Here is a 25,692-nt window from a genome sequence, read left to right on the forward strand (position 1 = left end):
TTGTTGTTTCCATGACACTATTGTATGTTAATTAAGACATTCATTAATGAAAGGGATAACTATGTTAATACGGGATAAATTAGTGCAATCAGTGATGACTGCTTTTTTTGTTTTAGTTGCGACAGGAAGCTCGGCAGCTGACAGTAATGATACAAATTCTACAACTGAAAAATGTTATGGAATTGCTAAAAAGGGGATGAATGACTGTGCCACTGCAACCGCTTCATGTGCTTCCTCTGCGACCAAAGATAAACAAAAAGACGCTTTTATTTTGCTACCCAAAGGACTCTGTGAGCGGATAGTTGGTGGTAGTCTCAAGCCTGAGTAAAAATTTACAATAAATTATTTCAAATTCTCATTTAAAAAAGGAAGTTAACAATGAAAAAAATTTTAGGAGGCTTGTCCTCATTATTGTTTATGGCATTCACTTTTTCTACGTCGCCAATTCATGCCGCACCAGAAACCTATACACTGGATAAAAACCATACTTTTGTGTTGTGGAGCATCGATCACTTAGGCTTTTCAACCCAATATGGTAAATGGTATGGAACAGGTCAACTGATTCTTGATAAAGACAATCCAAGTCAAAGTAAAGTCAACGTTAAGATTGATGTTGCGGATATGGTTACCGGTATTCCAGAGTTGGATAAACATCTAAAAAGTAAGTTATTTTTTGATACGGAACATTTTCCCACTGCAACTTTTGTCAGTAATAAGGTAACTCCCAAAGGTGATAATAAAGCAACTGTTGATGGTACCTTAACTTTGCGTGGCGTGAGTAAACCTGTGGTATTGGATGTTACCTTAAATAAAGAGGGAATGAATCCAATTAGTAACAAGATGTCAGTTGGCTTTACAGCTACTACCACTATAAATCGTTCTGATTTTGGGATAAATGCTTTCCTGCCTTCTGTAGGTGATAAAGTAACCCTTTCAATTGGGGCAGAAGCATATCAGGATAAGAAATAGGGACTTCTTATGCAAATCAAAAATAGTGCAACTCACTTTGGTATTGTTACTATAGTATTTCATTGGGTTATTGCTTTGTTAATTATTGGGTTGTTAGTGTTGGGGTTGTACATGGTCTCTTTACCATGGAATCCCCAAAGATTGAAATTCTATGGATGGCATAAAGAGTATGGTTTGTTGGTCCTTTTTTTGGCAGTTTTTAGAATTATTTGGCGTCTAAGCAATGAACAACCCGAGCTTGCTTTGCCTTTGCTGGAAAAAATTGCTGCTCGTAGCATGCACTGGGCTTTTTACTTGTTTATGTTTGCCATGCCAATTACTGGTTGGTTAATTACTTCAGCTGCTGGATTACCAGCATCATTCTTTGGATTGTTTACCTTACCTAATCTTATAGCACCAGATGACAGTAAAAGAATATTATTTGAATGGATCCATGAATGGTTGGGGTACGCGCTCATTGCAGCAATTTTTATGCATAGTGCAGCTGCTCTAAAACATCATTTTATTAATAAGGATGATATATTACGGAGAATGTTCCCATGAAAATGATAAAGTTTATTTTCGTTTTATTTTTTTTGAATAGTGCTTATGCAAATGCCTTACCTGAATGGTCACTTGTTCCTGGTGAAAGCAGTATAAGTTTTACAGCAACACAAAATAATGCACCCGTTACTGGTTCATTTAAAGAGTTTACCGCAACAATAAATGCTGATCCTGCACATTATCAAGACAGTAATGTCGATGTGGTAGTGAATACTAACTCACTCACAATGTCCTACGCAGAAATAACTTCAATATTACTCAGCGCTGATTGGTTTAATGCCAAAGAATTTCCCAAAGCTGAATTTAAATCAACCAAGTTTACTAAAAAGGATGATAAAAATTATGAAGCTGCGGGAACATTAACTATAAAAAATAAATCACTGCCCGTAGTACTTACTTTTACAGCAGTTGAATCACCTAAAGATCATTTGGTTGTTGAGGGACATACCACAGTAAAACGATTAGACTTTGGTATAGGGCAGGGTGATTGGTCAAGTACTAGTGAAATAAAAAATGAAGTGACCATAAACTTTAAAGCAGTTGCTGTACTTAAAAAATAACTGCATTACAGTAAATTGAATCATAAAGTTACAGTCTGGGCAGTGATCCAGACTTAATTTAATAAAGAAGCCAGGGGTGATTCACCCTGCGCAAGTCTTCTGGGAGATCTTCATCATAACTCGGTGCCCAACGATGGAGATCTCTCGCTATGCTCGTGATTGACGAATAGACTAAGCATTACGCTTTAAATACCATTTTTTCTTTAATTCAAGAAATTTAGCTTTTTGTTTTTCATTTAAGAGTGAAAACATCTGATGTTGCATCATTATTCTACTTTTTAACATAGAGCCTCTGATTTTACTTATTTTCTCTATTAAAGAATCAAGTTTTGCTTCATCAATTTTATTTGATTGAATCATAGAGTTAATTTGACTACGTAGTAATCTCAGTTGACCGTAGTTTTCTTTGAATGCAGCTCTAGCTTTTTCTTTATATGCTTTAATTTTAGCTTTTTGATCAGCGGTGAGGTTCAGTTCTTGGGCCAATCTATCTAATCGATGATGCGAATTACAGTGTTTGGAGCCACCAATACACGCAAAACTTGGTTGACCAAATGTTAGTACAAATACGACGGTTGATAACCAGAGAATTTTTTTACTCATTATCCATTCCTCATAATAATTATACCAACTTTCCTGTTTTATCTTATGTCAATAGGATGACCTTATTGGAGTATAGACTATAGAGTGAATAAATACAGTATGTTAGCGTTAATTTAAATAGGAGAGTCTCCATCTATTTTTGCCAGGTAATTAGGGCATGCATGTATTGGCTAATCCCCCTAATTTTCTTCCTTAAATGGGGTGTTGGACATGATTGGGGCGATTGGGAAGAAGGATGAGCTAATTTTATTTTTCTATCTTTTGCAAGACTAAAAATTAGTGCTTCATGACAAAGCGTTTTAAGCTCTTTGATTAGTCTCTGCGTGCAGTCATCATGGTTATGATTCTGAATATTCAGTAAAATATTATTAAATTTAACGATATTAAATTCATTTTCTTGAGTAAAACAATTCAAAATAAGCTCAAGGTCTTCTTTTTTGGAATGATTCTTATCTCTGATAAATGATCGATAAGGGATATGAGGTATTTTTTGAATGTTTTCTTCCACTTCTCTTTTAACCTTTAAAAAAGTAGCCGGTAAGCTTAAAGCAAGTTCCTTTTGTCGGGCAGCAAGTAATTTCGAGCGTGAACTTTGTAATTTTTTTCCAGAATCTAACCAGGAAGAATCATTTAATTCGCCCTCATCAACACCCAGAAACTTGAGCATCCCCAAAACATTTTCATGCAAAGGAATAGAATTTTGTGAGCAAAAGGCTTTTTGCAAGCCATAATGATTAAACGAGTGGGGTTGGATTTCTTTGCTGAATTTATTAGCATCAACCACATAGCCATGAAATAGAGCATTCGATATCTGTATTGGCCCCGTAGTACATACGACAATCGATTTAAGATAAAGATCCCGCTCTTTTTTCATTAAATAAGTTAAAAACTTATCGTCATTTGTTTCTAAAATTCGTTTAATTAAGGAATATTCTTTACTAAAAAATAGATATTTTATTAAATTCAGTTGAACCTGTAGGTCTTTTCTCAATCTTTTTATCACTTCTTCGTGAGTTTCTTGGGGATATATTTTATTAAAATCTAAAAATTTATTTTTATCGGCCATCACTTCATTAATGTATTTTCTGATTTTTAATGAAGAAGTAGATGTATCGGGTGGACTAATTTGTTTAGATTTTGCTATATAGAGAGATTCAGAGCGATTTTTCATGAATTTTAAGAGATAACGATTTATAAAGCTGTCTTCGTTTAATTCAGCTTCTGTCCGCTCGATGAAGTCAGTATCATAATGAGATAGCCGGGCAATAAGCCCACGTTGTACACGATCAATATCTTTTTGTGCTGCTATGGAGTCTACTATAGCGACAAAATCATTATTTGCGAGAATAAATTCTTTTCTCCCCATTCTTAAACTACCAATATTGAGTAATATTGGCATTTCAGTTGGAATAAGTTGAGGAAGATGAGTCGTATCAATTGGAAAATCAAAATCGGTATAAGTTCCTTTTTTAAATATTGGAGAAAGCCATCTTAAAATATCACTGGCAACAGCTAAATTGCCCCCCATTTTTAAATTATAAATTTCGTCTTTATAAAATTGGTACAATTTTTTTTCGTTATCTGTTTGAAGAGAGGAGTGAATTGAGTTTGCATCAATGAAATTAATACGATGTTCTCTACAAAATTCGTGTAGCGCATTAACTGATGTCGGAGTGAGTAAGCTGGATTCGTATACCAAGTGAATTGTATCGTTGGTATTTTTTTCACGCATTTCAATAAGACGAATTTGATTCTCCAAATTCATAAACGCGTTTGGATTATTGCTTAACCAGATTTTTACATGTAATTTTGGGTTATATTGATACATTTTTATTCTTTATTTTGTGAGTTCAATAAATTACCGCATATAAAAAGCCAGTTCTTTTATATTTCATTACAACGAAAACAGAGCCATTAATAAAAAGCTTAGCACAAGTTAAAAAAAAAGATTTGTCACTAAATTCGATTGATGAATTTCATCTAATATGGTATAAATGTCGCGCTTTAAATACACACACGGTTCGGCACATACGATAGGGTCCCAAAAAGGGTTTCGTATGGGAAACGTGGAGGAATAACCCTGGAGATAAAAAATGAATGTAAGTATGCGTGAATTACTCGAAGCAGGTGCTCATTTTGGACACAGAACTCGTTTTTGGAATCCTGAAATGGGTGAGTATATATTTGGATCTCGTAACAAAATCCATATTATCAACCTTGAAAAGACCATGGTGATGCTTAACGACGTAGTAAACTATGTCGGCAGATTGGCATCTAACAAAGCAAAAATTCTGTTTGTAGGTACTAAAAGAGCAGCGCAAGAAAGTATTCGCGAACATGCGAAACGTTGTGGCATGCCTTATGTTGATCACCGTTGGCTGGGCGGTATGTTAACCAACTATAAAACAGTACGTCAGTCTATTTTTCGCCTGAAAGAATTAAAAGAAATGAAAGAAAAAGGATTATTCAATGGAATGATTAAGAAAGAAGCATTAATGCTGACTCGTGAACTTGAAAAATTAGAAAGAGGCTTAGGCGGTATTGAGAACATGGGCGGTTTGCCTGATGCTTTATTTGTTGTTGATGTTGGTTTCGAACATATTGCCGTTGAAGAAGCTCACCGTTTAAGAATCCCCGTTATTGGTATTGTTGATACAAACAATAGCCCAAGAAATATTGATTATATTATTCCTGGTAATGATGATTCTATGAGAGCAGTTGATATCTACGTTCGTTGTGTTGCTGATGCAATTTTAGATGCTAAAGGCAGTAATACAGTAGGAGTAGGTTCTTCTGATGCTGAATTTGTTGAAGTAGTTGAACAAACCAGTGATGCAGAAAAAGCTGGGGAATAATTAAAATTTAAAATATAGGGGGCCGGGTGTCAGAACACCTCAATTTGCCCCCTTTTTGCTATACGGAGAAATGAAAATGTCAATTAGTGCGAGTTTAGTCATGCAGTTACGTGAACGTACCGGTGCTGGCATGATGGAATGTAAAAAATTTCTAATAGCAACCAATGGTGATATTGAGGCTGCAATTATTGAAATGCGTAAAGCAGGTCAAGCAAAAGCAGATAAAAAAGCAGATCGTGTTGCCGCTGAAGGTGTAGTAGTTATTGCACGCTCCGCAGATGGACGTAGTGCAGTAATGCTTGAAATTAATAGTGAAACCGATTTTGTTGCTCGTGATGAGAACTTTACTAACTTTGCTAGCAAGGTCGCTGAAACGGCATTAAATAGCTCTGCTACTACAGTTGCCGAATTGTCTGCAATTACTCTTTCATCTGGAAATACCGTAGAACAAGCTCGTCAAGAATTAGTAGCGAAAATTGGCGAAAACATTAAATTAAGACGTTTAGAGCGCATGTCTTGTGACACTGGGGTAATTGGTTATTACTTACATGGCTCAAGAATTGGTGTTATGGCAGCTCTGAAAACTGGTGATGAAGAACTTGCCAAAGACATTGCGATGCATATTGCTGCCAGCAAGCCAATTGTTGTAAGCCGAGATCAAGTTTCTGCTGAAGCTATTGAAAATGAGCGTGAAATTTTTACAGCTCAAGCAAAAGAAAGTGGCAAACCACAAGAAATTATCGATAAAATGATTGAAGGTCGAATCAATAAATTTATTGATGAAGTCAGTTTATTAGGTCAGCCTTTTGTTAAGAACCCTGACATTAAAGTTGGACAACTTTTAAAAGAAAAAAATACAGAAGTACTTTCCTTTATACGCTATGAAGTTGGTGAAGGTATAGAGAAAAAAGAAGACAACTTTGTTGAAGAAGTGATGGCTCAGGTTCGTACATGATGAATGAAAGTCACCCAACATTAAAATATAAACGTATTTTACTAAAATACAGTGGCGAAGCCCTTATGGGCAAGTCACAATTCGGTATTGATCCCTCGGTTTTGGATACTTTAGCCAGGGATATTGCCGAATTAATTAAGATGGGCGTTGAAGTTGGTCTTGTATTAGGTGGTGGTAATTTATTTCGTGGTAAGGCACTGTCTCAAGCAGGGGTTGGACGTGTGACTGGTGACCATATGGGGATGCTGGCTACAGTAATGAATGCTTTAGCGGTGAGAGATGCTTTAGAACGAATTGATATGCCAGCGCGTATTATGTCAGCTATTCCCATGCTGGGAGTCGTTGACCCTTATCATCGACGTAAGGCAATTACACATTTGCGCACCGGACACGTTGTTATTTTCGCAGCAGGAACAGGAAATCCTTTTTTCACTACGGATACTGCTGCTTGCTTAAGAGCCATTGAGATTGGCGCTGATGTGGTATTAAAAGCAACAAAAGTCGATGGTGTTTACTCAGAAGATCCCTTTAAAAACCCTAATGCCAAACGATATGATTATTTGAGCTATATCGAAGTATTAACGCAAGGCTTAGAAGTAATGGACTCTACTGCAATTTGTCTTTGTCAAGATCAAGGCATGCCATTGCAGGTTTTCGATATGACTGCACCTAATGCATTGAAAAGAATTGTATCTGGAGAACGCGTAGGAACTATAGTCGGAGCTAATCATGATTAATGAGATTAAGCAAGATTCAGAAAAGCGAATGAAAAAAACTATTGAAGTATTGCACACAGACCTAACAAAAATTCGCACAGGAAGGGCGAATGTTGGTTTACTTGATCATGTGCAAGTTGACTATTATGGAACGATGACTCCATTGAATCAAATAGCTAATATTACTGCTAGTGATTCTCGTACAATATTAGTTACCCCATGGGAAAAATCCATGGTATCAGCTGTAGAAAAGGCAATTTTAACCTCAGATTTAGGTTTGAATCCGGCTACAGCAGGTTCTGCGATTCGTGTCCCTATGCCACCTTTGACTGAAGAACGAAGAAAAGAGTTAATCAAGGTTGTTCGTAATGAAGGCGAGCAAGGAAAGGTTTCCATTCGTAATATCAGAAGAGATGCAAATAATCAATTGAAAGAATTAGTTAAGGATAAGGCTATTTCTGAAGATGATGAGCGTCGAGCAACTGAAGTCATTCAAAAACTAACCGACAAATATATTCTAGAAGTAGATGCATTATTGGCTGAAAAAGAAAAAGATTTAATGGAAATTTAAATCAACAGACAACTTGAGGTAAATAACCTCAAGTTGTAATAATTCTTTTTTATTGCAATTCTTACTCAAAAAACTACAAATTGCTTTATTTAATTTGTTAATTTAGTCATGATAAAGAATTTCCATTAAGTTTTTTCTTTATTATTAGAAAAATAACTTAATAAATTTCTCTTAAATGCTTCTGAAAATAATTTTTGGAGGTTCCTTATGAAGTATAAAGTTGTTATTTTTGGCAAAAGTGGTAAAACTAAACTAGCTCATAAAGTTGCTCAAACAAAAATTGATTTTGCAGAAGAGACTTCTCCTACCTTAAGTGCTGAATTTTTCTCTCGGCAAATGGATTCTAATAATATTGTCGACCTATGGGATATATCTGGAGAAGCGCGATTTAAACAATTTAATCCCTATTATTATAAAGGCGCTGATGTAGGTTTATTTTGTGTTGATCTAACAGAAGAAATTCACGAGCAAGAACTTATTAAAAGTATCCAAGAATTTCGAAAATTTGCTCCCCTGGCCCCAATTATTTGTGTTGGCACAAAATCAGACTCTCCTAAAGCAAATCATGACGCATTAAAAAAAATTAAATCAAAAGAATTATTTGCCAATTTCATTACTACTTCAGCAAAAGACGGAGAGAATATCGAGGAGCTTTTTAATCTGATCCGCTCTCATTGTGAAGCAAAACTCCTACTCTCGTGGGATGAGGCTGTTATAAAACTAAAAGAGGATATAAAAAATCTGCCAAAAAGAAAAAAAGGCTTGATGGATATTGAACTGAATGAACTGTCAAAAATTGTATTGGACTCAAAAAGTACCCCAAAGAATAAAGCTAAGGCCATTGAAAGTTTTATAAAGAATAGTGAAATCATTTTAGAGGGTGAGAATCCTAATATCCTTAAAGCAGTACTTTCAGTCGCTGCAGCAGCCATTGTATTGATTGCAACCGCACTAATTGGCTTTACAATTGGTGTTGCGTGTAGTTGGTGGACTGGTCCAGGAGCTTTTTTTGCCGGAATATTAAGTGGTTATACAGCTGCGGTAACTGTAGCCTCTTCAAGTCTAGCGTCAGGGGTTATTGCGGGAGGTCTTACTGCATATGGTTTATTTAAGACTTCAAAAGAAATGGCGGCACTTGATAATTTTACTGCTGAAGTATCCTCTTGGAATACAGCAGTTATTTTATAGCCCGATAGGTTAATTTTGGCAATATTCTGTTGGTAAAGATGCACGTATAATCTATTGCTTACCATGTCGCTGGATTATTTCTTATAGCCATTACTGCGAGTGCTAGGTATACATATTACTATTCACTCGATTATATGGAAGAGGTGGAAATTCAAAATTTTTCTTGGTAATGAGATCTATACAACATTCAACAACAGATTTATCGTAGCGTATTCCAGCACCTTCGCGTAATTCATTTAGGGTCGCTTCTACTGAGTTTTTAGGGCGGTATGGACGATGAGAACTCATGGCTTCGAACACATCTGCAACCGATACAATTTTTGTCTCAAAACGAATTTCATCAGCCTTTAATGCATCCGGATATCCAGAGCCATCTAAACGTTCATGATGATGCAAAATAATATCAGTAATTGTTTCTCCAAAAGCGACTCTATCTACAATCTGATAACCTACTTCGGGATGTATTTTGATAAAACGATATTCTAATTCAGTAAGTTTTGCAGGTGAAACTAAAATTTCCATAGGGACTCGGGTTTTACCTATATCATGGATTAAGGAGCCCAAATAGATTTCATGTGTTTTTTTAGAGCTTAAGCCTAAACCCTTGGCTATTTCTTCAGAAAGCTTAGCAACTCGAAATTGATGACCTGCTGTATAAGGATCGCGCTGCTCTGCAATTAATGCTAATGATTCAATCGCTTTCTCTAACATATCCTGGAGAGTGTGTTTTGCTTGCCATAGAGACTTAGTCTTATTTTTCACTAAAACAGACAAATGTTCTCTATGCATTATCAATTCCTCATTATTTCTTTCAAGCATTTGTTTTTGAAACAAATTCTCGAAAATAACAGAAGTAGAAATTGTAAAGCTATTAACGATGGGGTCAAATAAGTTAAAATGATTAAAATCACTAATTTTCACAACAATTAGTCCGTAAAAAAGTTCTTTCGCAAATAAAGGATAAACTTGTAATTTTCTTTCTTCAAACGACTCACTAAGTTGATAAAAATCAGATATGCTAAACATCCCATTTTTTAGATCGATTGTTCCAATAAATCTTGAGTGTAATTCTTTATCGCTTCGATCAATATTTTTGATAAGACACACTTCACACTCTTGTACACCGGGTATACTGTCAATAGTCTTCTCAAGGTAAGGTATAAACTGTTCTGAACGCGTAAAAATAAAAAGTACGCTATGGGCAGCATAAAGTCTAAAGAGAATTTTTTCATTGTCTGACAATTTATGAATATTCATTTTTCCATATTACTTTTGTAATTATGTAAAAATTCATCCGGTTTTATATAAGCAGGATTTTTGACAATTTGACCATGTACAAACATAAAAGGATGAACCTGCAAGACATCATAAATTAAGCCACCATCAAATTTACTGACATCATACTGACAAACTACTTTAGCTGGATGTGTATCAAGAATAGTATTTATTAAGGCTTCATAGACTATCAATTGATCTGAACCTGGAATGTTTCGGCAAGACCAGGACATTTCTCCTGATAGACGAGAACCAGAAAAACCCGCTGCGATAGCATGCTCATAGTGAAGCTTAAGGCAAGATAGCATTTGTTCCGGTATAAATTTCCCATCTGGGCAATAAATTGAAACCGCAGGAGTAATTTCAACTTGCTTGCTTTGCGGTAACTCCACATCGAGCTCCGCTAACCAAACCCTTACTTCCTCTGGTGTCATTGTATCAACGAAATAACCTATTTGTTCATTATTGATTATTCCCGACTCTATATACTTGGATATCACTCTACGTCTTTCAGCTTCATCTCGATAAATAAGACAGGCATGAGCACCGTCTTTAAAGTGTTTATATCCAAATCCTAATGAAATATCTTCATTATGATCATGACCTGTAGACATATTAATTTCCTTATTAGATCTCTGTTAAAGTATAGCTAATAAAGTGAGTTCTGTGGGATGCAATAGGTTATGTTGGATGAAAGAAGGTCATAGATAGTTTTTTTTAAAAAAGGCTGCTAATCGTTGCCAATTTGTTTGTATATAATCGCCAACATAACCCCATGATTCAACCCAAATAATACGTTTAAAGGCACACGTTTGCTTTATTTTATTCATGAACAATTCTTTGCTTTCATTGGCAGCAAAAATTACCATATTCGAACTGTTACGTATTGGAATAACCAGGGTATGTTTAAATTGGTTTCTAACTAATTGAAAAATAGGATCTTGTTCTTTTATATTGGCCAAGTTTATTGCCAATAAACCATCTTCGGTCATTATTTTTTTGCATGAAGCAAAAAAATGAGCATGAGCGCATTCAGGTGGAAAATGATTGGCGTTATATAGATCAATGATGAGGTGATTGTATTTTTTATTGCATTTTTGTATGTAATCCTTAGCATTGTCATGGACGACTGTTAACTTTTTTAAGTGGTCTATCATAAAAAAGCGTCTTGCTATGTCAATCACTTCTTCACTGTTATCTACAGCAACTAAGGTAACATCTTTCAACATCCACGCAACCCCAGCACCGCCTAATCCCAACATACAGGTAACTCCGGGATATTTTCGAGCCATTAATGTAAGTGCAGGAAGATAATACAAAACTGGCTCCTGAGGTTGATAACGATTAATTACTGTTTGGAGTGCTGTACTTCCTAATGTAAGCCAACGATAGCATAAATTTTGATATACTTTATAACCTGAAGGGGATGTATGAATGCATCTACCGAACTTCGTTTTCCACATTTAGCGTGTATTCTCTACTTGAAAAGGGTAAACAGAACCAAGTTTTAGAATTTGAGTTAATTCATCCAAGGCGCAAAAACATTCCTCAATAAGCAGAGGATCAGCTAAGTCTTTTGGAACTAACTCAGTACGATAATGCTTTAAAACCCACATTTCTAAAGTTGTTAATAATTTATCGTCGATTAATACACCTTGATGCATGGCTCCAAGTTCCTCTTCATTCAAGGGAACACGTAATCTTAAGCAAGCAGGACCACCTCCATTTTGCATACTTTGTTTCAAATCAAGAAAATGTACCGAATTAATGGGGTTCGATTCATCAGCAAGTATTCTCTCAATGCATGCGTTCGAACGAGGATTATTTTGACATTCAGAGGGAGCAATAAGCATCATGGAGTTTGATTTTTTTAAACTAATAATTTGTGAGTTAAAAAGATAGGTTGCAACTGCATCGACAACACTAAGTTCCTTTTGTGGAATTTCAATAATAATTAATGGAAAGTGAGCTTTTTCCCTTAATTCGTTCAGTATGGAATTTTGCTGATAAAACGCATGTTCATGGACTAGAAAAACTGATTCATTAACTACAGAAATAACGTCATTATGAAAAACCCCTTGATCGATAGCAAGTGGATTTTGGCATGCGAACACAACCTGGTTTTCCGATAGCTGATGTTGACGTACAATCGCCTCAGATGCTTCTCGAGTTTGACGAGCTGGATATTTTATTGGACCAATATTTGATTGATTTTTCCCTAAAGCTTTTTTTCCATAAACAAAAAGATGAATTCCTGGTTGGTTGTAGTTTTGACAGAGACGACTGTGATTTGCTGCACCTTCGTCTCCAGTTATCGTTGACCGTGGCAGAATCGCATGATGATGAAAATAATTTGGGTTAAAAAAAATAAGCTCCAGTAATTTTTTTGAAAAATCTGCCTCATGATGGCGATGTAAATTGCTTATGAGATTTGCGGCGGTAAAATGAACTTTATGGTCATGTGTATCTGTGCTTGGAGAAACGGTAGCTGCATTGGCTGCCCACATACTGGAAGCTGAATAACATGCACTAAGAAGTTCTGGTGCCTTTTTATAAGCTTTATTAATTTGCTCTTTGGGCGTGCCGGAAAAACCTAATTGATGGAGTAGCTCTAGATTCGGACGCTGATGGGGTGGAAATAATCCTTGCTTTAGGCCCATTTTGTAAAGTAAGCGCATCTTCTCTAAACCCTGCAGTGCGGCCGCTTGTGGATTGGAAATTGCCGCTGCATTATAAAAAGATGCAAGATTACCCGGTGCAATACCAGCATAATTGTGGGTAGGGCCAACAAGGCCATCCAGGTTTAACTCATAAACATTCATTTTATATTCCATTTTAAATTGTAGCCCGGACTAGCGTATCGTAATTCGGCTACAATACACCCAACTCGCTAATACCTGGCACTATCTGTTCAGGCATCGTCAAAAAAGATTGTTCCATACTGGCTACAGGATAAGCGCAATAATCTGCAGCAAAGTAAGCACTTGGTCTGTGATTTCCGCTTAATCCGACCCCACCAAAAGGAAGACTACTGGCTGCGCCTGTGGTGGGTCTATTCCAATTAATTAAACCAGCTCGGACATGTTGATAAAATTGCTGATAATTCTGCTCATTATTACTGAATAAACCTGCGACCAGACCATAACGAGTTTGATTCGCCAGCGAAATTGCGTGTTCAAAGTTTGTGTACCGATATATTTGTACTAAAGGCGCAAAAATTTCCTCATCGGGCGGATTTTCAAAATGTGTCATATCGATGATGCCTGGTGATAGTAAACCTGTATACTCAGCAAGTAATGTCATGGACAATAAAGAAATACCACCTGACTCAGTCAGTTTCTTTTGGCTATGAATGTGTTTAAGAGCTTGCACATAGCTAATAACTGGCCCCATAAATGGCTCTGGTTTTTGATCAAATGGGCCTACCTTGACTGATGAACACATCTTTATAAAACGTTGCAAAAACTCATCACCTTGAGCGGAATCAGGGATAATAACACGACGCGCACAAGTGCAACGTTGACCAGCAGTAATTATGGTAGAGAGTAATGTCTGGTAAACAGCCGCATGAAGATCAGTAACTTCATCAATGACTAAAGGATTATTTCCACCCATTTCAAGAGCTAAAATTACTTCAGGCTTATCCGCGAATTGCTGGTGGATACGTAAGCCAGTGGCATAGCTACCCGTGAAATACACACCTTGAATGTCTTGTGCAAGTAAAACTTTTGCACAGGTAGCATCACCCTGTAAACAATTGATTACTCCTGGAGGCAGTTCGCTCTCATGCCAACATTGCATGACAAACTCAGCCACTGCAGGCGTATGTTCACTTGGTTTATAAAGAATCGTATTTCCTGCCAGCAGAGCAGGGACTATATGTCCATTGCTCAAATGAGCTGGGAAGTTAAATGCGCCAAGAACAACTACAATGCCGTGGGGTTTAAACCGAAGGCAGGCATTTGCCTCTGTTGTTTTGCTTATTTTTGTTCCTGTTCTTTCCTGATAGGCTTGGATGGATAAATTAATCTTTCCTATAACTGCATTGACTTCGGTATGTGCTTCCCATAAAGGTTTTCCAGTTTCTAATGCAATGAGCTGCGCTAATTGATCACGATTTTTTTCAATTTGCTTCGCAAATTTCTGGATGTAATTGGCACGCGTTTCGAAATCAAGTGTAGACCAGGGGAAAAGGGCTTGATGAGCAGCATGATAGGCAGCGGAAATTTCTTGTTCAGTTGCATGTGCCCCTTGCCAAAATAATGTACCATAAGCAGGATTTAGTGATTCCAGCGTAGATCCCTGTCCTTGAAGCCACTGACCACTAATATAGTGTCCTTTACCATTCAATATTGATGATTTAATCATTTAACACTCCATTATCAAATAATACCGGAGCCACACGCAGTTGATTTCCACATTTAACTTGAAGGAGGTTAGCTGTTTTTTTACTAATAATACACGTATTATTTTCTCTGTTGATTAGAGCGCTATTAATCGTTGCACGAAAATCCAATTGGGTATTTGCTAATAAATAGTTCGTGCTGCTCACTTCATCACTAATGTTTTTAATGGTGACAACGCGACTGAGTTCAATGGTTTTGATTTTGGATAATGGAACTTCGAGTGTTGGACCCCCATCGAAAATATCAATGTACTTGTTATAGCGAAAACCTTCTTTTAATAAAATGTTCATTGCCGCTTGTGTCGAGGGGTGGGCTTGACCTATGACTGCTTGAGCTTCTGTTGACAGTAATTTAACGTAGATAGGATTACGAGGCATTAAGTCTGCTATAAACTGTTTGTCAGTGGCCAGGGTGAGTCGATCTGCTTCAGCAAAAGACATGTGAAAAAAATGGCTTCCTACATTCTCCCAAAAAGGTGATATACCATTTGCATCTGAAATACCGCGCATTTCAGCGATTACAGTCGAAGCAAAACGTTCTGGATGTTGCGCGATAAACAGGAAACGGGCTTTGGAAAGTAATAAACCATTTTGATTTTTTCTATATTGTGGTTCTAAAAAAAGGGTACAGATTTCACTTCGTCCCTGATTATCATTTACTAGACTTAAAACCTCATAATCACTGCGTATATTTAATGAACGACAAATTCGAGTTCGCTTAGATATTTTGTAAGAATAAAAAGGAGCCTCATGTCCAGTACATGATTCTATTCCTGAAACACCTATTATTTTTTTATTTGTTGGATTTTCTAAAACAAATAAATAATATTCATTATTCGGCTTTTCGATAATTTTTTTATAGGAGTCAGTAGACCAGTGAAGTCTTTTTCCTAAGATTTCTTTATCTTTGGAAAGCGTTGTTATTCCTACGCCACTTTCCTCAGCCAAATGATGAATAGCATCCAAATCTGTATCACGAGCACTACGAAATAGCATCATTTTTTAGATCCTCTAAACCACCTTGAGCTAGATCAAGCAAGAGTAGGGTGCTGAGTGCTGCGCGTTCGGATAAACTATCAAGCAATATATACTCTTCTGAACTGTGAATATTACCACCCCTAACCCCAAGTGTGTCTAGAACTGGTAAACCATGTTGAGCTAAATTATTTCCATCACAGCAGCCACCACTGTCTTTCCAATCTATAGATAGACCTAGCTCTTGTCCTAAATGTTGAATACGATGAAACAAGCGTTTTGTACCTGAGCATACACGTTTTACTGGTCTACCAAAAACACCATATACCTTTAAAGAATAACCTTGGCGTTTTAATCGACTAATAATTTCATCCAGCTCAGTTCGCACCCAAAACTCATCTTCAGGTAGACTAATCCGAATGTCAAGTTGTGTTACCGCTCGGTCAGGAACCACATTGAGCGCTTCACCGCCTGCAATTGCTCCTACATTAATTGTTACTCCTTCACGCTTTCCATTAAGTGCATGCACAGCGCATATCGCCTCAGCTAAATAACAGATTGCGTTTCGGCCCTCTGAGAAAGCACGTCCAGCATGCGCCGCTTTTCCAGTCGCAATAAGCGTCAATTTTCCACTTCCTTTGCGATTTTTTGCTAAGGTACCTGTTGGCGTCATAGTAGGCTCATAGACTAACGCTGCTTGATAACTAGCTGCTAACTCATCAAAAAGCGCGCTGGATGCTGGTGAGCCAATCTCTTCATCAGTATTGATTAAAACATCCCAACCGAGTTCTGAGGCACACTCATCTTGTTCGAAGGCGGATAAAGCGTGCAACATCACAATAAGACCGCCTTTCATATCGGTAACACCAGGCCCATTAATACAATTATCATTGATATAAGTTAATTTCTGAAAAGGATTGTCTATGGCATAAACAGTATCCATGTGCCCACAGAGTAAAACTCGTCGTTTCAAATGAGGCCTTTTTCTAATAAACAATGCATCACCACAGTTTTGTATTACTGTATCACCGGAAATATCCATAACTGAAAATGGCTGAAGTTTTTTGATTTGAATGGTGTCTGCTATAGAACTATAAGTTGTTTGCAGTAGATTAGCCATTTGGGCTAACCCTTCTAAATTCGTTGTACCTGAGTTAATCTCACAAAACTGATGAAGTTGCTTCACCATCGTTTCCTGATTATTTTTTATTATTTTTATCAGTTTATCGTATGATTTAATCACGGCTTTTAACTTAAAGTTAAAAATACAGAATAGCCGAATTTAGGGTACTTCACAATGTTGGTATAACCAAAGAAATAAATAGATTAAAACCTCCAAGTAATCCAACTCGGAGGACATGAGAACTTGAATATTTCGTTTAAGGTACAGGATTCATGGGAGAATTTTGTTTAGCAGGTTGCGTCGAGTTGGTTAATGGCCATATTTGGGGTAAAGCCATAAGGCCTAATTTACTCAATAATCCCTCTGATTTTACTTGTTCTTCACCTTGAGTTGAATGTTGTTCTGGATGAATGCTCGCATCAACGCGTCGATCAAGTCCCTGTAAGCGTTGCAACTGCTTTTCTTGAAGCTCTAATAATTTATTAAAACGCTCTGTACTTGCTTTTAATTCCGATTTAACCATAGAAAGCTCAGATTCTGCTTTGCTCATTCGTTCGGCTACTTGATCAAAATTGGCCGCTTTATCCGTTAAAAAGTTATTGAGTTTTTCTTGAAAGGCTTGTCGTTGACTGGAGTCGCTGATTGCTGCAGAGGATAATACTTTCACTGTTCCTTCCAAGGAAGTGGCAATTTTTTTTGCTTTTTCCAGTTCAGCCCCCATAGATTGCCTCACATCTGATAATTCGGAAGTTTTCTGGGATAAGAGCAATAGACATTTTGAATGTTCATCTTGAGCTTTTAAAAGCTCTTTTTGATTGGCTTGAAATTGTTCATTTTGTTTTTGAAGATCTTGTTTTAAGGCGGAGTTTGTGTCTTCAAGTTTTTCTTTTGTTTTACGGAGTAATTTTTCCGTTTCAACATAGACCTCTACCTGAGCACTCAAAGTCTCAACCTCCTCATTCAAACGCGTAATATTTTGGGCGAGTTTCTCATTCTCCGCCTTAAATTTATCAATTTCAGCGGCAAGTTTTTTACGAATGGAATCTAATGCGCCAATAGTTAATTCAAGAATTTCTGCAACTCCAAAAATTCCTTCTTTTAATTTTTGAGTAATATTTTTGGTATGGTAATGATGGTCATCGAGCACAATACCACTTGTGGTGTAAGCTAAAGCACTGACGCCACTGATTGTGACTAAAATACCGATATGGGCTGCCGCTCCAATAATTAGGGTTGGGCCTGATAGAGCAACACCACCGAGAATTCTTTGCCATAAAGGCAGCTCACCCCAAAAAGCAGCCGCTTGTGATATAAGACTTGGATTAGCTTGTAAGCTGTCAACTATTGCGCCTAGACTTTTTTTGACTTGGATTAGATGCTCTTGGGTTAAAGCAATGCTTTGTAAACTATCTAAATCAGCTGGAGGAGATTTTGGATCTAATAATAATTGTTTTGCTGCATCAGAAAAGCTCATCTGTGCCAAAGCTTTTTCAATAACTACTTTATTCGCATTAGAAAGATTAGTATCTCTTTTAATATAGGTATCAAGTTCTTGTTCGTTAGTAGACATACACCACACTCCCTGTGTTTAAGAATCTCCCTGTAAATTCTATTTTTAACCACAAAAACCGAAATAAGCAAGTAAAAATTTGATATTTTGGAGTTATTTAAAACAATATAGAGTAGATGACTCAATTGTGCCGAATTGGGTAAAAATTAATACGATTTCTAGCATTCCCTATATTCAATTTGTTTGCTGTATAAAATGGTTTCTGAGGTGCAGTAGCCCTATTTGACTGAGTTTATCGAATGATGTGTTTTATTACTTAGGTATTAATTGAAGAAACCAGCAAGAGCAGTTACGATTAGGGCATCGTTCGGTAATCACATTGATTATACAAAAAATCGTTAATATCTGTATGTATAAGCTCATTTAAGGAGGCAGAGTGGAAGTGTCATTAGAATTCTCTTCATCGAGCATGAAAGAGGAAAAGCAATTTTTACTAACTCATTGCCATTCTGATTGGAAGGACATTGTTGTAAAAGCACTAGAAGCTATGGACTTGAACTATTTGCATCAGTTAATACATGATGAAAAATGGTTGCCAGGTAAGGAGCGGTTATTTGCGGCTTTTAGTTTGCCACTCGCTAAGACTCAATATATTTTATTAGGTGAATCCCCTTATCCACGCCAAGATTCGGCGAATGGATATGCTTTTTGGGATAATACGGTTGAGAGCTTATGGAGTATGAATGGGTTAAGTACAGCAGTTAATCGAGCGACTTCTTTGCGTAACTTGATTAAAATGCTACTTGTTGCCCGCGGTGAATTAGATTCCAATACGTCACAAGCCAATATTGCACTATTGGATAAAAAATTTTTGGTACAAACAGCACAGCAGTTATTTGAAGGAATGATGAAGAAGGGTATCTTGTTACTCAATGCTTCTTTAGTTTATAGCGAGGGTAAGGTTCCTTATCATGCACGTCAATGGAAACCTTTCATACAAAGCCTTTTTAGTCAATTGGCCTTAATTAAGCCCTCCATCCAACTGATTTTGTTAGGTAAAATTGCAGAAACTGCAGCCCAAAGTAAATTACCTATAGGACTTAGAGCAGAACATCCTTATAATGTAAGTTTTATTACCAATCAATCTGTTATTGATTTTTTTAAACCTCTGGATTTATTACAATATGAGTCATACTGAATCAACGGTTAATCCTAACGAAATTAATAAATTTGCCCAGCATGCCAATTTATGGTGGGATACTGAGGGACCTTTGAAAACCCTGCATGACATTAATCAAACGCGCCTTGATTTTATCAAACACCATGTTCCTTTGAATGATTTAACTGTTTTGGATGTGGGGTGTGGTGGAGGTATTCTGTGTGAGGCTATGGCAAGCGCTGGGGCTCATGTGACGGGGATTGATGCCGCATCTGAGGCAATTGTGGTAGCTCAAGAACATGCAAAAAATAATCATCTGAAAATTAATTATCTATCTACTTCAATAGAAGAATATGACGAACAGCGTTTTGATGTGATTACCTGTATGGAAATGTTAGAGCACGTAGAAAACCCTGAATTGGTTTTTGAGCATTGTAAACGACTTCTTAAACCACAAGGGTTTTTATTTGTATCAACAATTAGTAGAACTATTAGGGCCTATGCCACTGCAATTATTGCCGCAGAATATATATTAAATCTATTACCTAAACAAACGCATGATTATAAAAAATTTATCAAGCCAAGTGAGTTACTTGCCATGGCTCGACCCTGGGGTTTTAACTTGATTGATCTCAAAGGAATGGATTACAACCCTTTTTTAAGGAAAGCTTCGTTAGGATCGGACATTAGAGTTAACTATTTGATGGCTTTACAATAAACGTCGCAAACTCCTCTGAAAAAGAAAGTGTAAGACAAAAGATCATGAAGTCGAGATTTAAACTCGACTTCATTGTTATGAAATAATTTTATGCTTCCGAATTTTTATTCTTACTGTAGCGCTCTAAATATCGTTGATGAGCATATTTAGCTTGTTCTTGGGTTACCACATCGACCTCATTACCGTAAATATCAATTCGTGCAGAGTTTTCTTTTTGACAATTTAGATAGGCTGGAGATGCACTATAATAGCTTAAGGCTTCACGCAACGATTTTTTACTGAATGGCGGGGAATCCAGACGCTCATAGAAATCGATGATGTCATCAAATATCCCAATTTTTAGGGGTTTAATCTGATTTCCTTTTTTAAAAAAAGCATTAGGAAAGTGTTCAATAAGCCAATCTATAACGTGTAACTTATCTTTTTTAACTGTAGTTAGCGTTTGTTTGTCCATTGTATAGCTCTAAAACGTTATCAAGATGCAGAATAAACTACCACATCTTTTGACATAATCAAGCACTTGTATACAAACTTACTGATTACCCCTAGTTATTTTAAATGATCAATACTAAATTCCAAAAAATATGCTCAGTTTTTTTGCTCGATCTCTTGTAAGATATTTCTCAAATGAAGTGAAGATAATAGCCTTTTTTTTATGTATAAATTCTGGGCTGCATGATTAACTCATTGTTTTTAAACATAAATTGAGAAATGTTAGTTAAGGGGTTACTCAACTCAAATCAAGAGATGGGTGTAAATCAACCTTGAACTTCTTTTTTTCTATTGCTACATTTTAATCATGACTTGTATGGATATAAGTCAGACAAATGGAATTGTAATCATACGGATATGATTTATCATGGATGATAATAAGAACTGGAAGTTCTTATACGGATGACTGCGAAAGCCAGGGGGGACCCTGGCTTTTTTATTTTATGCTACTAAATAACCTGATTTAGATAGAAACCTTTTATCAGGAAAATAAGCAAAAATTACAGAACCATTCTTAATGGTATTAATTACGGGTTTTGCTAAGGTTTGAGCAATTGCAGGGCAGCCCCAAGATAATCCGGCTCGACCCGCACGTTTTATAAAATCAGGTTCGACATACCATGCACCATGTATTACTACACGTCGACTTAATGCATTATCGTTAAAGCCTTTATCTAGCCCTTGTAGGTTAAGTGAATATCCTTTATGACCCATGTAGGTATCTTTAGTAATATACGTGCCCAAACTTGATTGTTTGCTTGAGGGAACATTCGAAAAATGATTTGCTTTATTCACACCTGAATTTTTCCCGTGTGCAACATAAGTGTTATATAGGAGGCGCTCTCTATTGAGATCAAATACCCACATACGTTGCTTGTTTGAGGGTAAAGAGTAATCAATCACTGTAAGCACAGGTTTTTTGACAGCTCCTTTTTTGCTCGCATTTCTATATGCAGTTAATGCAAGCTTTAATACGTTTCTATTTAATTTCGGTGCCTTGCTACTCAAATGTTGCAATTTAGTATTGATATCTGTATCGGATCTTGCTGCAAATGAAGGCGCACTGGATGTTATATTGCTGGTTAAAATTAAGGTTGAGATTAGAGTCAATAGGGTATTCATACTTCTCCTTTCTTCTTGTAAATTGCCTTTATAGTTCTTCAGAAAAATGGTGATTATATTAACAATTCATGTAATTGTAAAATTTAAAGGTTTTTCTTTGCCCATTAAGAAAAAATATGAATCAATTCAGATGCTTACGAGAGCGCTCAAAAAAGATATTGTATAAAATATATGCATTTCGATTAACGTTGAGACTATTTGTCAATATAAATATTGAGCGATTAGTGTAAAATTAATCCTGTTTCGTTAAATAAAATACAGATATTTTGCTAAAAACCAGGTATAATTACCGCGCTTACAGCGGATCTAGACTGTATTCTACAGCAAAATAATAGTGAGTGCATTCCAATTTATATGGCACTAAATTATACTTGGCTGATACTTTTTCTACTCTTTTTAACCCGGCATTGACTTAATGATCCTGAAGGGAGACTTGGGAAAAGAAGAGGAGTTATCTATTTGATTTCGGAGAATGCTATGCTGGAAAAGCAGATCATACAATTACCTGAAGGAATACGAGCTGCTATTAATCATGCCTATCGTGTTGATGAGTTATCATTGATAACAGAACTTTGTGAGAAAGCAACCTTAGGGCCACAGCAATTAATTGATATTAAAAATAGTGCAACAAAACTTGTTGAGTCAGTGCGAACTGATAGAAAAAAAAGTACGGGGATTGATTCATTTCTAACTGAATATGCCTTATCCAGTGATGAAGGGATTGCCCTCATGTGTCTGGCTGAAGCATTACTACGTGTTCCTGACAGCGCTACAATTGATAATTTAATCAAAGATAAATTATCTGGTGGCGATTGGAAATCCCATATAGGTCAAAGTGATTCATTTTTTGTAAATGCCACAACATGGGCTCTGATGCTTACAGGGAAAATACTGACCCCAGAGAAGGCCCAAACGACATTATCTAAATCTTTAATGAAACTCGTTAATCGCAGTAGTGAGGCGGTAGTTAGAAAAGCCGTTGATAAAGCAATGCGAATTATGAGTAAACAATTTGTCATGGGACGAACTATAGATGAAGCATTAAACCGTGCTAAAAAGAAAGAAGCTCAAGGATATCGTTATTCTTATGACATGTTAGGTGAAGCAGCGCTTACTTCGATTGATGCATCACGTTATTTTGAAGCATATAAAGCAGCAATTGAAGCAATAGGTAAACAGGCTGATAAAAATTCAAATGTTTATAAACGGGCAGGGATCTCTATAAAACTTTCTGCATTACATCCACGTTATAATGAAAGCCAACATGAGCGAGTAATGGATGAGCTGCCGCCTAAACTGTTGGCTCTTGCTCGTTTGGCAAAAGATTATGATATCGCCCTAACTGTTGATGCCGAAGAATCTGAGCGTTTGGAGTTATCACTTGATGTAATGGAGCGTGTTTTTAATGACTCCAGTTTAGATGGATGGAATGGCTTTGGATTGGCAGTCCAGTCTTATCAAAAACGAGCGTTTTATGTACTGGATTGGGTAGCCGCTCTAGCGAGAAGAAAACAACGTCGAATTATGGTGCGCTTGATTAAAGGCGCTTATTGGGATAGCGAAATTAAGAAAACACAAATGCAGGGTTTAAAAGAATACCCTGTTTTTACGCGTAAAGTGTTTACTGATGTTTCTTTTCAGGCTTGTGCGAAAAAAATATTAACCATGACGGATGCCATTTATCCCCAGTTTGCGACACATAATGCTTATTCTGTAGCGATGATTTTAAATATTACTGGCGATTATCGAGATTTTGAGTTTCAGTGTTTACATGGAATGGGCAATGAACTGTATCAACAAATAGTGCCAGCTGAGTGTCATGGTATTCCTTGTCGAATTTATGCTCCTGTAGGTAGTCATGAGGATTTACTTCCTTATTTGGTGCGTAGATTATTAGAAAATGGAGCAAACTCTTCTTTCGTAAACCGAATCGTTGATGATAACGCGCCTATAAGTACCTTGGTTGAGGATCCTGTTGAAAAAGCCAAGTCATTATTGCACAAGATGAATCAAAATATTCCCTTGCCTGATGATGTGTTTCAACCCAATAGAAAAAACTCTAAAGGTTTTGACTTTACCGATCGAGCTGAGCGCGCCCTATTGCAACAGAAGATGGCACAATTCAAGCTGCAGCAATGGACTTCAGAACCCATTATTGCAGGGAGCACCGCCCTAATAGGTGAAAAGCAACGAATTGAATCCCCTCAACAAATTGAAAACGTTGTTGGAACTGTCCAAAATGCATCACTTGGGGATGTAGATCAGGCATTAGCAAAAGCAGAGCAGACCTTTCCAGTTTGGTCCGCTATGCCCGTTAAAGAAAGAGCTGCTTGTCTTAATCGTTTTGCTGATTTATTGCAGGAAAACCAGGCCGAATTGATGACTATAGCATGTCTGGAAGCGGGTAAAACAATGAGTGACTGTATTGCTGAAGTGCGGGAGGCCATTGATTTTTGTCGCTACTATGCTACGCAAGCACAGCAAATTTTGGCAGCTCCTTTGCGTTTATCGGGTTACACAGGCGAATTAAACGAGTTGAGTTTGCATCCACGGGGCATAGTGCTTTGTATTAGCCCATGGAATTTCCCTTTAGCGATTTTTACTGGCCAGATTGCTGCTGCTTTAGTAACAGGAAACTGTGCTATTGCAAAACCTGCAGAACAAACTCCATTAATTGCTGCATATACCATTAAATTAATGCATCAAGCAGGAATTCCTATCGGCGCTGTACAATTACTTCCTGGCCCAGGCGAGACTATTGGCGCTGCATTGGTTGCTGACAAACGAATTAAAGCAGTGTTATTTACGGGTTCAACTGATACTGCCAATCTGATTAATCAAACCTTGTCGACACGAGGCGGAGAAATTATTCCATTGATTGCTGAAACCGGTGGTCAAAATGCAATGATCGTTGATTCGTCTGCTTTATTAGAGCAAGTCGTTGTCGATGCTATTAATTCAGCTTTTGGTAGCGCAGGTCAAAGATGTTCTGCATTGAGGGTGTTATTTGTTCAGGAGGAGGTTTACCCAAGAACTATAGCGCTTTTAAAAGGGGCCATGGCGGAGCTGGTCGTAGGAGATCCACGCTGGCTGGTTACTGATATAGGTCCTGTTATAGACAAAGCGGCATTGTCCACGTTAAAAAATCATGTGGAAAATATGAAAAAACGTTTTGAAATTATTTACCAATGCCCATTGGATGAATCCCTTGAATCAGGATATTTTATGCCACCAACCGCTATTGCAATTGATCATATCAATGCACTAGAAAAAGAAGTTTTCGGCCCAGTGTTGCATGTGATTCAATTTAAGCGTAAAGACCTTGATCAAGTGATCAAACAAATTAATGCAACCGGTTATGGTTTAACTCTGGGTATCCATAGCCGTATTAATGAGACCGTTGAATACATCAGACAGAACGTTCATGCAGGGAACTGTTATGTGAACCGTAATATGATAGGGGCAGTTGTCGGTTTACAGCCCTTTGGCGGTGAGGGACTTTCAGGAACTGGTCCGAAAGCAGGTGGACCTAACTATTTAGTCCGACTATGTCACGAACGAACTTATACTGTGGATACCACCGCAGCTGGAGGCAATGCAAGTTTGATGTCCTTGCCTGATTAATCGATATGCGAATAAAAGAGATACTTTAAAGACGAGTTTAATCACTCTTTTAAAGTATCTCTTTTATTTATATGTAACATGAAGTTACAACATGATGATTAAGGGAGTAATTGATGAACAAGCTACTCCTTGTACCCCACTTTATTTTAATTTCTATCTTATTTATTTTGAAAAATACCATCTTCGCAACGACGATTGCATTTTCTCGTACACACCATTTTATTTCATATAACGACGTAGGTGAGGGGATTTCTACTGATTTATTTTTTATCCCCTCGCCCCTTTGGGTAGAGGGTTAGGGTGAGGGGGGATGTGAGATGTTTATAAAA

The 25,692-nt window shown here is 37.0% G+C and carries 25 protein-coding genes; 13 read left to right on the forward strand and 12 right to left on the reverse strand.

Annotated features, from left to right (window positions below; genetic code table 11):
• Window positions 1–61 precede the first annotated feature (61 nt).
• From ACF8MK_RS13680 to ACF8MK_RS13695, 4 genes are read left to right on the forward strand one after another with little or no spacing between them, the layout of a single operon-like run.
• Window positions 62–328 carry a DUF2282 domain-containing protein gene (locus ACF8MK_RS13680; protein WP_392537114.1) on the forward strand — a complete coding sequence of 89 codons (267 nt, stop codon included), beginning with the start codon at window positions 62–64 and terminating at the stop codon, window positions 326–328.
• A gap of 50 nt (window positions 329–378) precedes the next feature.
• A complete protein-coding gene (locus ACF8MK_RS13685; RefSeq protein ID WP_392537115.1) occupies window positions 379–969 on the forward strand; it encodes a YceI family protein in 591 nt (196 codons plus the stop codon).
• Between the two features lie 9 nt (window positions 970–978).
• Window positions 979–1,512, forward strand: coding sequence for a cytochrome b (locus ACF8MK_RS13690; protein WP_265704706.1), 534 nt, complete (start codon window positions 979–981; stop codon window positions 1,510–1,512).
• Complete coding sequence (locus ACF8MK_RS13695; RefSeq protein WP_392537116.1) at window positions 1,509–2,072, forward strand: YceI family protein; 564 nt, start codon at window positions 1,509–1,511, stop codon at window positions 2,070–2,072. The genes ACF8MK_RS13690 and ACF8MK_RS13695 overlap by 4 nt, the downstream gene beginning before the upstream one ends.
• 171 nt (window positions 2,073–2,243) lie before the next feature.
• Here ACF8MK_RS13695 and ACF8MK_RS13700 read toward each other — a convergent pair whose 3' ends face one another.
• Together ACF8MK_RS13700 and ACF8MK_RS13705 are read right to left on the reverse strand one after the other, a co-directional pair.
• On the reverse strand, window positions 2,244–2,675 hold the full coding sequence (locus ACF8MK_RS13700; RefSeq protein WP_392537117.1) for a Spy/CpxP family protein refolding chaperone: 432 nt from the start codon (window positions 2,673–2,675) through the stop codon (window positions 2,244–2,246).
• Window positions 2,676–2,808: 133 nt separating this feature from the next.
• Window positions 2,809–4,503 carry a glycosyltransferase family 88 protein gene (locus ACF8MK_RS13705; RefSeq protein ID WP_392537118.1) on the reverse strand — a complete coding sequence of 565 codons (1,695 nt, stop codon included), beginning with the start codon at window positions 4,501–4,503 and terminating at the stop codon, window positions 2,809–2,811.
• Between the two features lie 265 nt (window positions 4,504–4,768).
• On the opposite strand from ACF8MK_RS13705, the gene rpsB reads away from it, so the two are divergent.
• The 5 genes from rpsB to ACF8MK_RS13730 all read left to right on the forward strand — a co-directional run bounded on the left by rpsB (window position 4,769) and on the right by ACF8MK_RS13730 (window position 8,960).
• On the forward strand, window positions 4,769–5,530 hold the full coding sequence (gene rpsB / locus ACF8MK_RS13710) for a 30S ribosomal protein S2 (protein ID WP_265704712.1): 762 nt from the start codon (window positions 4,769–4,771) through the stop codon (window positions 5,528–5,530).
• Window positions 5,531–5,606: 76 nt separating this feature from the next.
• Window positions 5,607–6,485: a translation elongation factor Ts gene (gene tsf / locus ACF8MK_RS13715; protein ID WP_392537119.1), complete on the forward strand. Its 879-nt coding sequence runs from the start codon at window positions 5,607–5,609 to the stop codon at window positions 6,483–6,485.
• A complete protein-coding gene (pyrH, locus tag ACF8MK_RS13720; RefSeq protein WP_392537120.1) occupies window positions 6,482–7,222 on the forward strand; it encodes a UMP kinase in 741 nt (246 codons plus the stop codon). Before tsf ends, pyrH begins: the two co-directional genes overlap by 4 nt.
• The gene (frr, locus tag ACF8MK_RS13725) at window positions 7,215–7,772 is read left to right on the forward strand and encodes a ribosome recycling factor (RefSeq protein WP_392537121.1); all 558 of its coding nucleotides are present in this window, start codon (window positions 7,215–7,217) and stop codon (window positions 7,770–7,772) included. Before pyrH ends, frr begins: the two co-directional genes overlap by 8 nt.
• 207 nt (window positions 7,773–7,979) lie before the next feature.
• Window positions 7,980–8,960, forward strand: coding sequence for a GTP-binding protein (locus ACF8MK_RS13730; protein WP_392537122.1), 981 nt, complete (start codon window positions 7,980–7,982; stop codon window positions 8,958–8,960).
• A gap of 102 nt (window positions 8,961–9,062) precedes the next feature.
• Here the strand turns inward: ACF8MK_RS13730 and ACF8MK_RS13735 are convergent, their stop codons facing one another.
• From ACF8MK_RS13735 to ACF8MK_RS13770, 8 genes are all read right to left on the reverse strand, one after another.
• On the reverse strand, window positions 9,063–10,217 hold the full coding sequence (locus ACF8MK_RS13735) for an HD-GYP domain-containing protein (protein ID WP_392537123.1): 1,155 nt from the start codon (window positions 10,215–10,217) through the stop codon (window positions 9,063–9,065).
• On the reverse strand, window positions 10,214–10,849 hold the full coding sequence (locus ACF8MK_RS13740) for an MEDS domain-containing protein (RefSeq protein ID WP_392537124.1): 636 nt from the start codon (window positions 10,847–10,849) through the stop codon (window positions 10,214–10,216). The genes ACF8MK_RS13735 and ACF8MK_RS13740 overlap by 4 nt, the downstream gene beginning before the upstream one ends.
• Before the next feature lie 87 nt (window positions 10,850–10,936).
• Complete coding sequence (locus ACF8MK_RS13745; RefSeq protein WP_392537125.1) at window positions 10,937–11,698, reverse strand: spermidine synthase; 762 nt, start codon at window positions 11,696–11,698, stop codon at window positions 10,937–10,939.
• Window positions 11,699–13,057: an N-succinylarginine dihydrolase gene (gene astB / locus ACF8MK_RS13750; protein ID WP_392537126.1), complete on the reverse strand. Its 1,359-nt coding sequence runs from the start codon at window positions 13,055–13,057 to the stop codon at window positions 11,699–11,701.
• A gap of 49 nt (window positions 13,058–13,106) precedes the next feature.
• A complete protein-coding gene (gene astD / locus ACF8MK_RS13755) occupies window positions 13,107–14,603 on the reverse strand; it encodes a succinylglutamate-semialdehyde dehydrogenase (RefSeq protein ID WP_392537127.1) in 1,497 nt (498 codons plus the stop codon).
• Window positions 14,596–15,639, reverse strand: a complete 1,044-nt coding sequence (locus ACF8MK_RS13760) for an arginine N-succinyltransferase (RefSeq protein ID WP_392537128.1) — start codon at window positions 15,637–15,639, stop codon at window positions 14,596–14,598. The genes astD and ACF8MK_RS13760 overlap by 8 nt, the downstream gene beginning before the upstream one ends.
• Entirely contained in the window at window positions 15,623–16,858 is a 1,236-nt protein-coding gene (locus ACF8MK_RS13765; RefSeq protein ID WP_392537129.1) for a hydrolase, read from the reverse strand. Before ACF8MK_RS13765 ends, ACF8MK_RS13760 begins: the two co-directional genes overlap by 17 nt.
• A 136-nt stretch (window positions 16,859–16,994) precedes the next feature.
• Window positions 16,995–18,308, reverse strand: a complete 1,314-nt coding sequence (locus tag ACF8MK_RS13770) for a LegC2/C7 family Dot/Icm T4SS effector (RefSeq protein ID WP_392537130.1) — start codon at window positions 18,306–18,308, stop codon at window positions 16,995–16,997.
• A gap of 409 nt (window positions 18,309–18,717) precedes the next feature.
• Here ACF8MK_RS13770 and ACF8MK_RS13775 point away from each other — a divergent pair, with 409 nt between their 5' ends.
• Complete coding sequence (locus ACF8MK_RS13775) at window positions 18,718–19,446, forward strand: uracil-DNA glycosylase family protein (protein WP_392538970.1); 729 nt, start codon at window positions 18,718–18,720, stop codon at window positions 19,444–19,446.
• Window positions 19,433–20,125, forward strand: coding sequence for a bifunctional 2-polyprenyl-6-hydroxyphenol methylase/3-demethylubiquinol 3-O-methyltransferase UbiG (gene ubiG / locus ACF8MK_RS13780; protein WP_392537131.1), 693 nt, complete (start codon window positions 19,433–19,435; stop codon window positions 20,123–20,125). Before ACF8MK_RS13775 ends, ubiG begins: the two co-directional genes overlap by 14 nt.
• 88 nt (window positions 20,126–20,213) lie before the next feature.
• On the opposite strand, the gene ACF8MK_RS13785 is transcribed toward ubiG, so the two are convergent.
• Both ACF8MK_RS13785 and ACF8MK_RS13790 read right to left on the reverse strand, forming a co-directional pair.
• Window positions 20,214–20,579 carry a ProQ/FINO family protein gene (locus ACF8MK_RS13785; RefSeq protein WP_392537132.1) on the reverse strand — a complete coding sequence of 122 codons (366 nt, stop codon included), beginning with the start codon at window positions 20,577–20,579 and terminating at the stop codon, window positions 20,214–20,216.
• A gap of 479 nt (window positions 20,580–21,058) precedes the next feature.
• Window positions 21,059–21,739, reverse strand: coding sequence for a murein L,D-transpeptidase catalytic domain family protein (locus ACF8MK_RS13790; RefSeq protein WP_265704730.1), 681 nt, complete (start codon window positions 21,737–21,739; stop codon window positions 21,059–21,061).
• Window positions 21,740–22,216: 477 nt separating this feature from the next.
• Between ACF8MK_RS13790 and putA the strand changes: the two genes are divergently transcribed.
• Together putA and ACF8MK_RS13800 are read left to right on the forward strand one after the other, a co-directional pair.
• Entirely contained in the window at window positions 22,217–25,363 is a 3,147-nt protein-coding gene (gene putA, locus ACF8MK_RS13795; protein ID WP_392537133.1) for a bifunctional proline dehydrogenase/L-glutamate gamma-semialdehyde dehydrogenase PutA, read from the forward strand.
• Window positions 25,364–25,476: 113 nt separating this feature from the next.
• A complete protein-coding gene (locus ACF8MK_RS13800) occupies window positions 25,477–25,662 on the forward strand; it encodes a hypothetical protein (RefSeq protein ID WP_392537134.1) in 186 nt (61 codons plus the stop codon).
• The last annotated feature ends 30 nt before the right edge of the window (window positions 25,663–25,692 follow it).

The sequence above is a fragment of the Legionella sp. 227 genome, assembly GCF_043161935.1.
GTDB classification, from domain to species: Bacteria; Pseudomonadota; Gammaproteobacteria; order Legionellales; family Legionellaceae; genus Legionella; species Legionella sheltonii.

Bases quoted from the DNA above. Each gene is read 5' to 3' on its own strand.
- rpsB (WP_265704712.1), top strand. From the start codon at position 4,769: ATGAATGTAAGTATGCGTGAATTACTCGAAGCAGGTGCTCATTTTGGA.
- ACF8MK_RS13740 (WP_392537124.1), bottom strand. From the start codon at position 10,849: ATGTCTACAGGTCATGATCATAATGAAGATATTTCATTAGGATTTGGA.
- ACF8MK_RS13770 (WP_392537130.1), bottom strand. From the start codon at position 18,308: ATGTCTACTAACGAACAAGAACTTGATACCTATATTAAAAGAGATACT.
- ACF8MK_RS13735 (WP_392537123.1), bottom strand. From the start codon at position 10,217: ATGAATATTCATAAATTGTCAGACAATGAAAAAATTCTCTTTAGACTT.
- ACF8MK_RS13785 (WP_392537132.1), bottom strand. From the start codon at position 20,579: ATGGACAAACAAACGCTAACTACAGTTAAAAAAGATAAGTTACACGTT.
- pyrH (WP_392537120.1), top strand. From the start codon at position 6,482: ATGATGAATGAAAGTCACCCAACATTAAAATATAAACGTATTTTACTA.
- ACF8MK_RS13745 (WP_392537125.1), bottom strand. From the start codon at position 11,698: ATGTGGAAAACGAAGTTCGGTAGATGCATTCATACATCCCCTTCAGGT.
- ACF8MK_RS13700 (WP_392537117.1), bottom strand. From the start codon at position 2,675: ATGAGTAAAAAAATTCTCTGGTTATCAACCGTCGTATTTGTACTAACA.
- ACF8MK_RS13775 (WP_392538970.1), top strand. From the start codon at position 18,718: ATGAAAGAGGAAAAGCAATTTTTACTAACTCATTGCCATTCTGATTGG.
- ubiG (WP_392537131.1), top strand. From the start codon at position 19,433: ATGAGTCATACTGAATCAACGGTTAATCCTAACGAAATTAATAAATTT.
- ACF8MK_RS13685 (WP_392537115.1), top strand. From the start codon at position 379: ATGAAAAAAATTTTAGGAGGCTTGTCCTCATTATTGTTTATGGCATTC.
- ACF8MK_RS13680 (WP_392537114.1), top strand. From the start codon at position 62: ATGTTAATACGGGATAAATTAGTGCAATCAGTGATGACTGCTTTTTTT.
- putA (WP_392537133.1), top strand. From the start codon at position 22,217: ATGCTGGAAAAGCAGATCATACAATTACCTGAAGGAATACGAGCTGCT.
- astB (WP_392537126.1), bottom strand. From the start codon at position 13,057: ATGAATGTTTATGAGTTAAACCTGGATGGCCTTGTTGGCCCTACCCAC.
- frr (WP_392537121.1), top strand. From the start codon at position 7,215: ATGATTAATGAGATTAAGCAAGATTCAGAAAAGCGAATGAAAAAAACT.
- ACF8MK_RS13800 (WP_392537134.1), top strand. From the start codon at position 25,477: ATGAACAAGCTACTCCTTGTACCCCACTTTATTTTAATTTCTATCTTA.
- ACF8MK_RS13790 (WP_265704730.1), bottom strand. From the start codon at position 21,739: ATGAATACCCTATTGACTCTAATCTCAACCTTAATTTTAACCAGCAAT.
- astD (WP_392537127.1), bottom strand. From the start codon at position 14,603: ATGATTAAATCATCAATATTGAATGGTAAAGGACACTATATTAGTGGT.
- ACF8MK_RS13690 (WP_265704706.1), top strand. From the start codon at position 979: ATGCAAATCAAAAATAGTGCAACTCACTTTGGTATTGTTACTATAGTA.
- ACF8MK_RS13760 (WP_392537128.1), bottom strand. From the start codon at position 15,639: ATGATGCTATTTCGTAGTGCTCGTGATACAGATTTGGATGCTATTCAT.
- ACF8MK_RS13705 (WP_392537118.1), bottom strand. From the start codon at position 4,503: ATGTATCAATATAACCCAAAATTACATGTAAAAATCTGGTTAAGCAAT.
- ACF8MK_RS13730 (WP_392537122.1), top strand. From the start codon at position 7,980: ATGAAGTATAAAGTTGTTATTTTTGGCAAAAGTGGTAAAACTAAACTA.
- ACF8MK_RS13695 (WP_392537116.1), top strand. From the start codon at position 1,509: ATGAAAATGATAAAGTTTATTTTCGTTTTATTTTTTTTGAATAGTGCT.
- tsf (WP_392537119.1), top strand. From the start codon at position 5,607: ATGTCAATTAGTGCGAGTTTAGTCATGCAGTTACGTGAACGTACCGGT.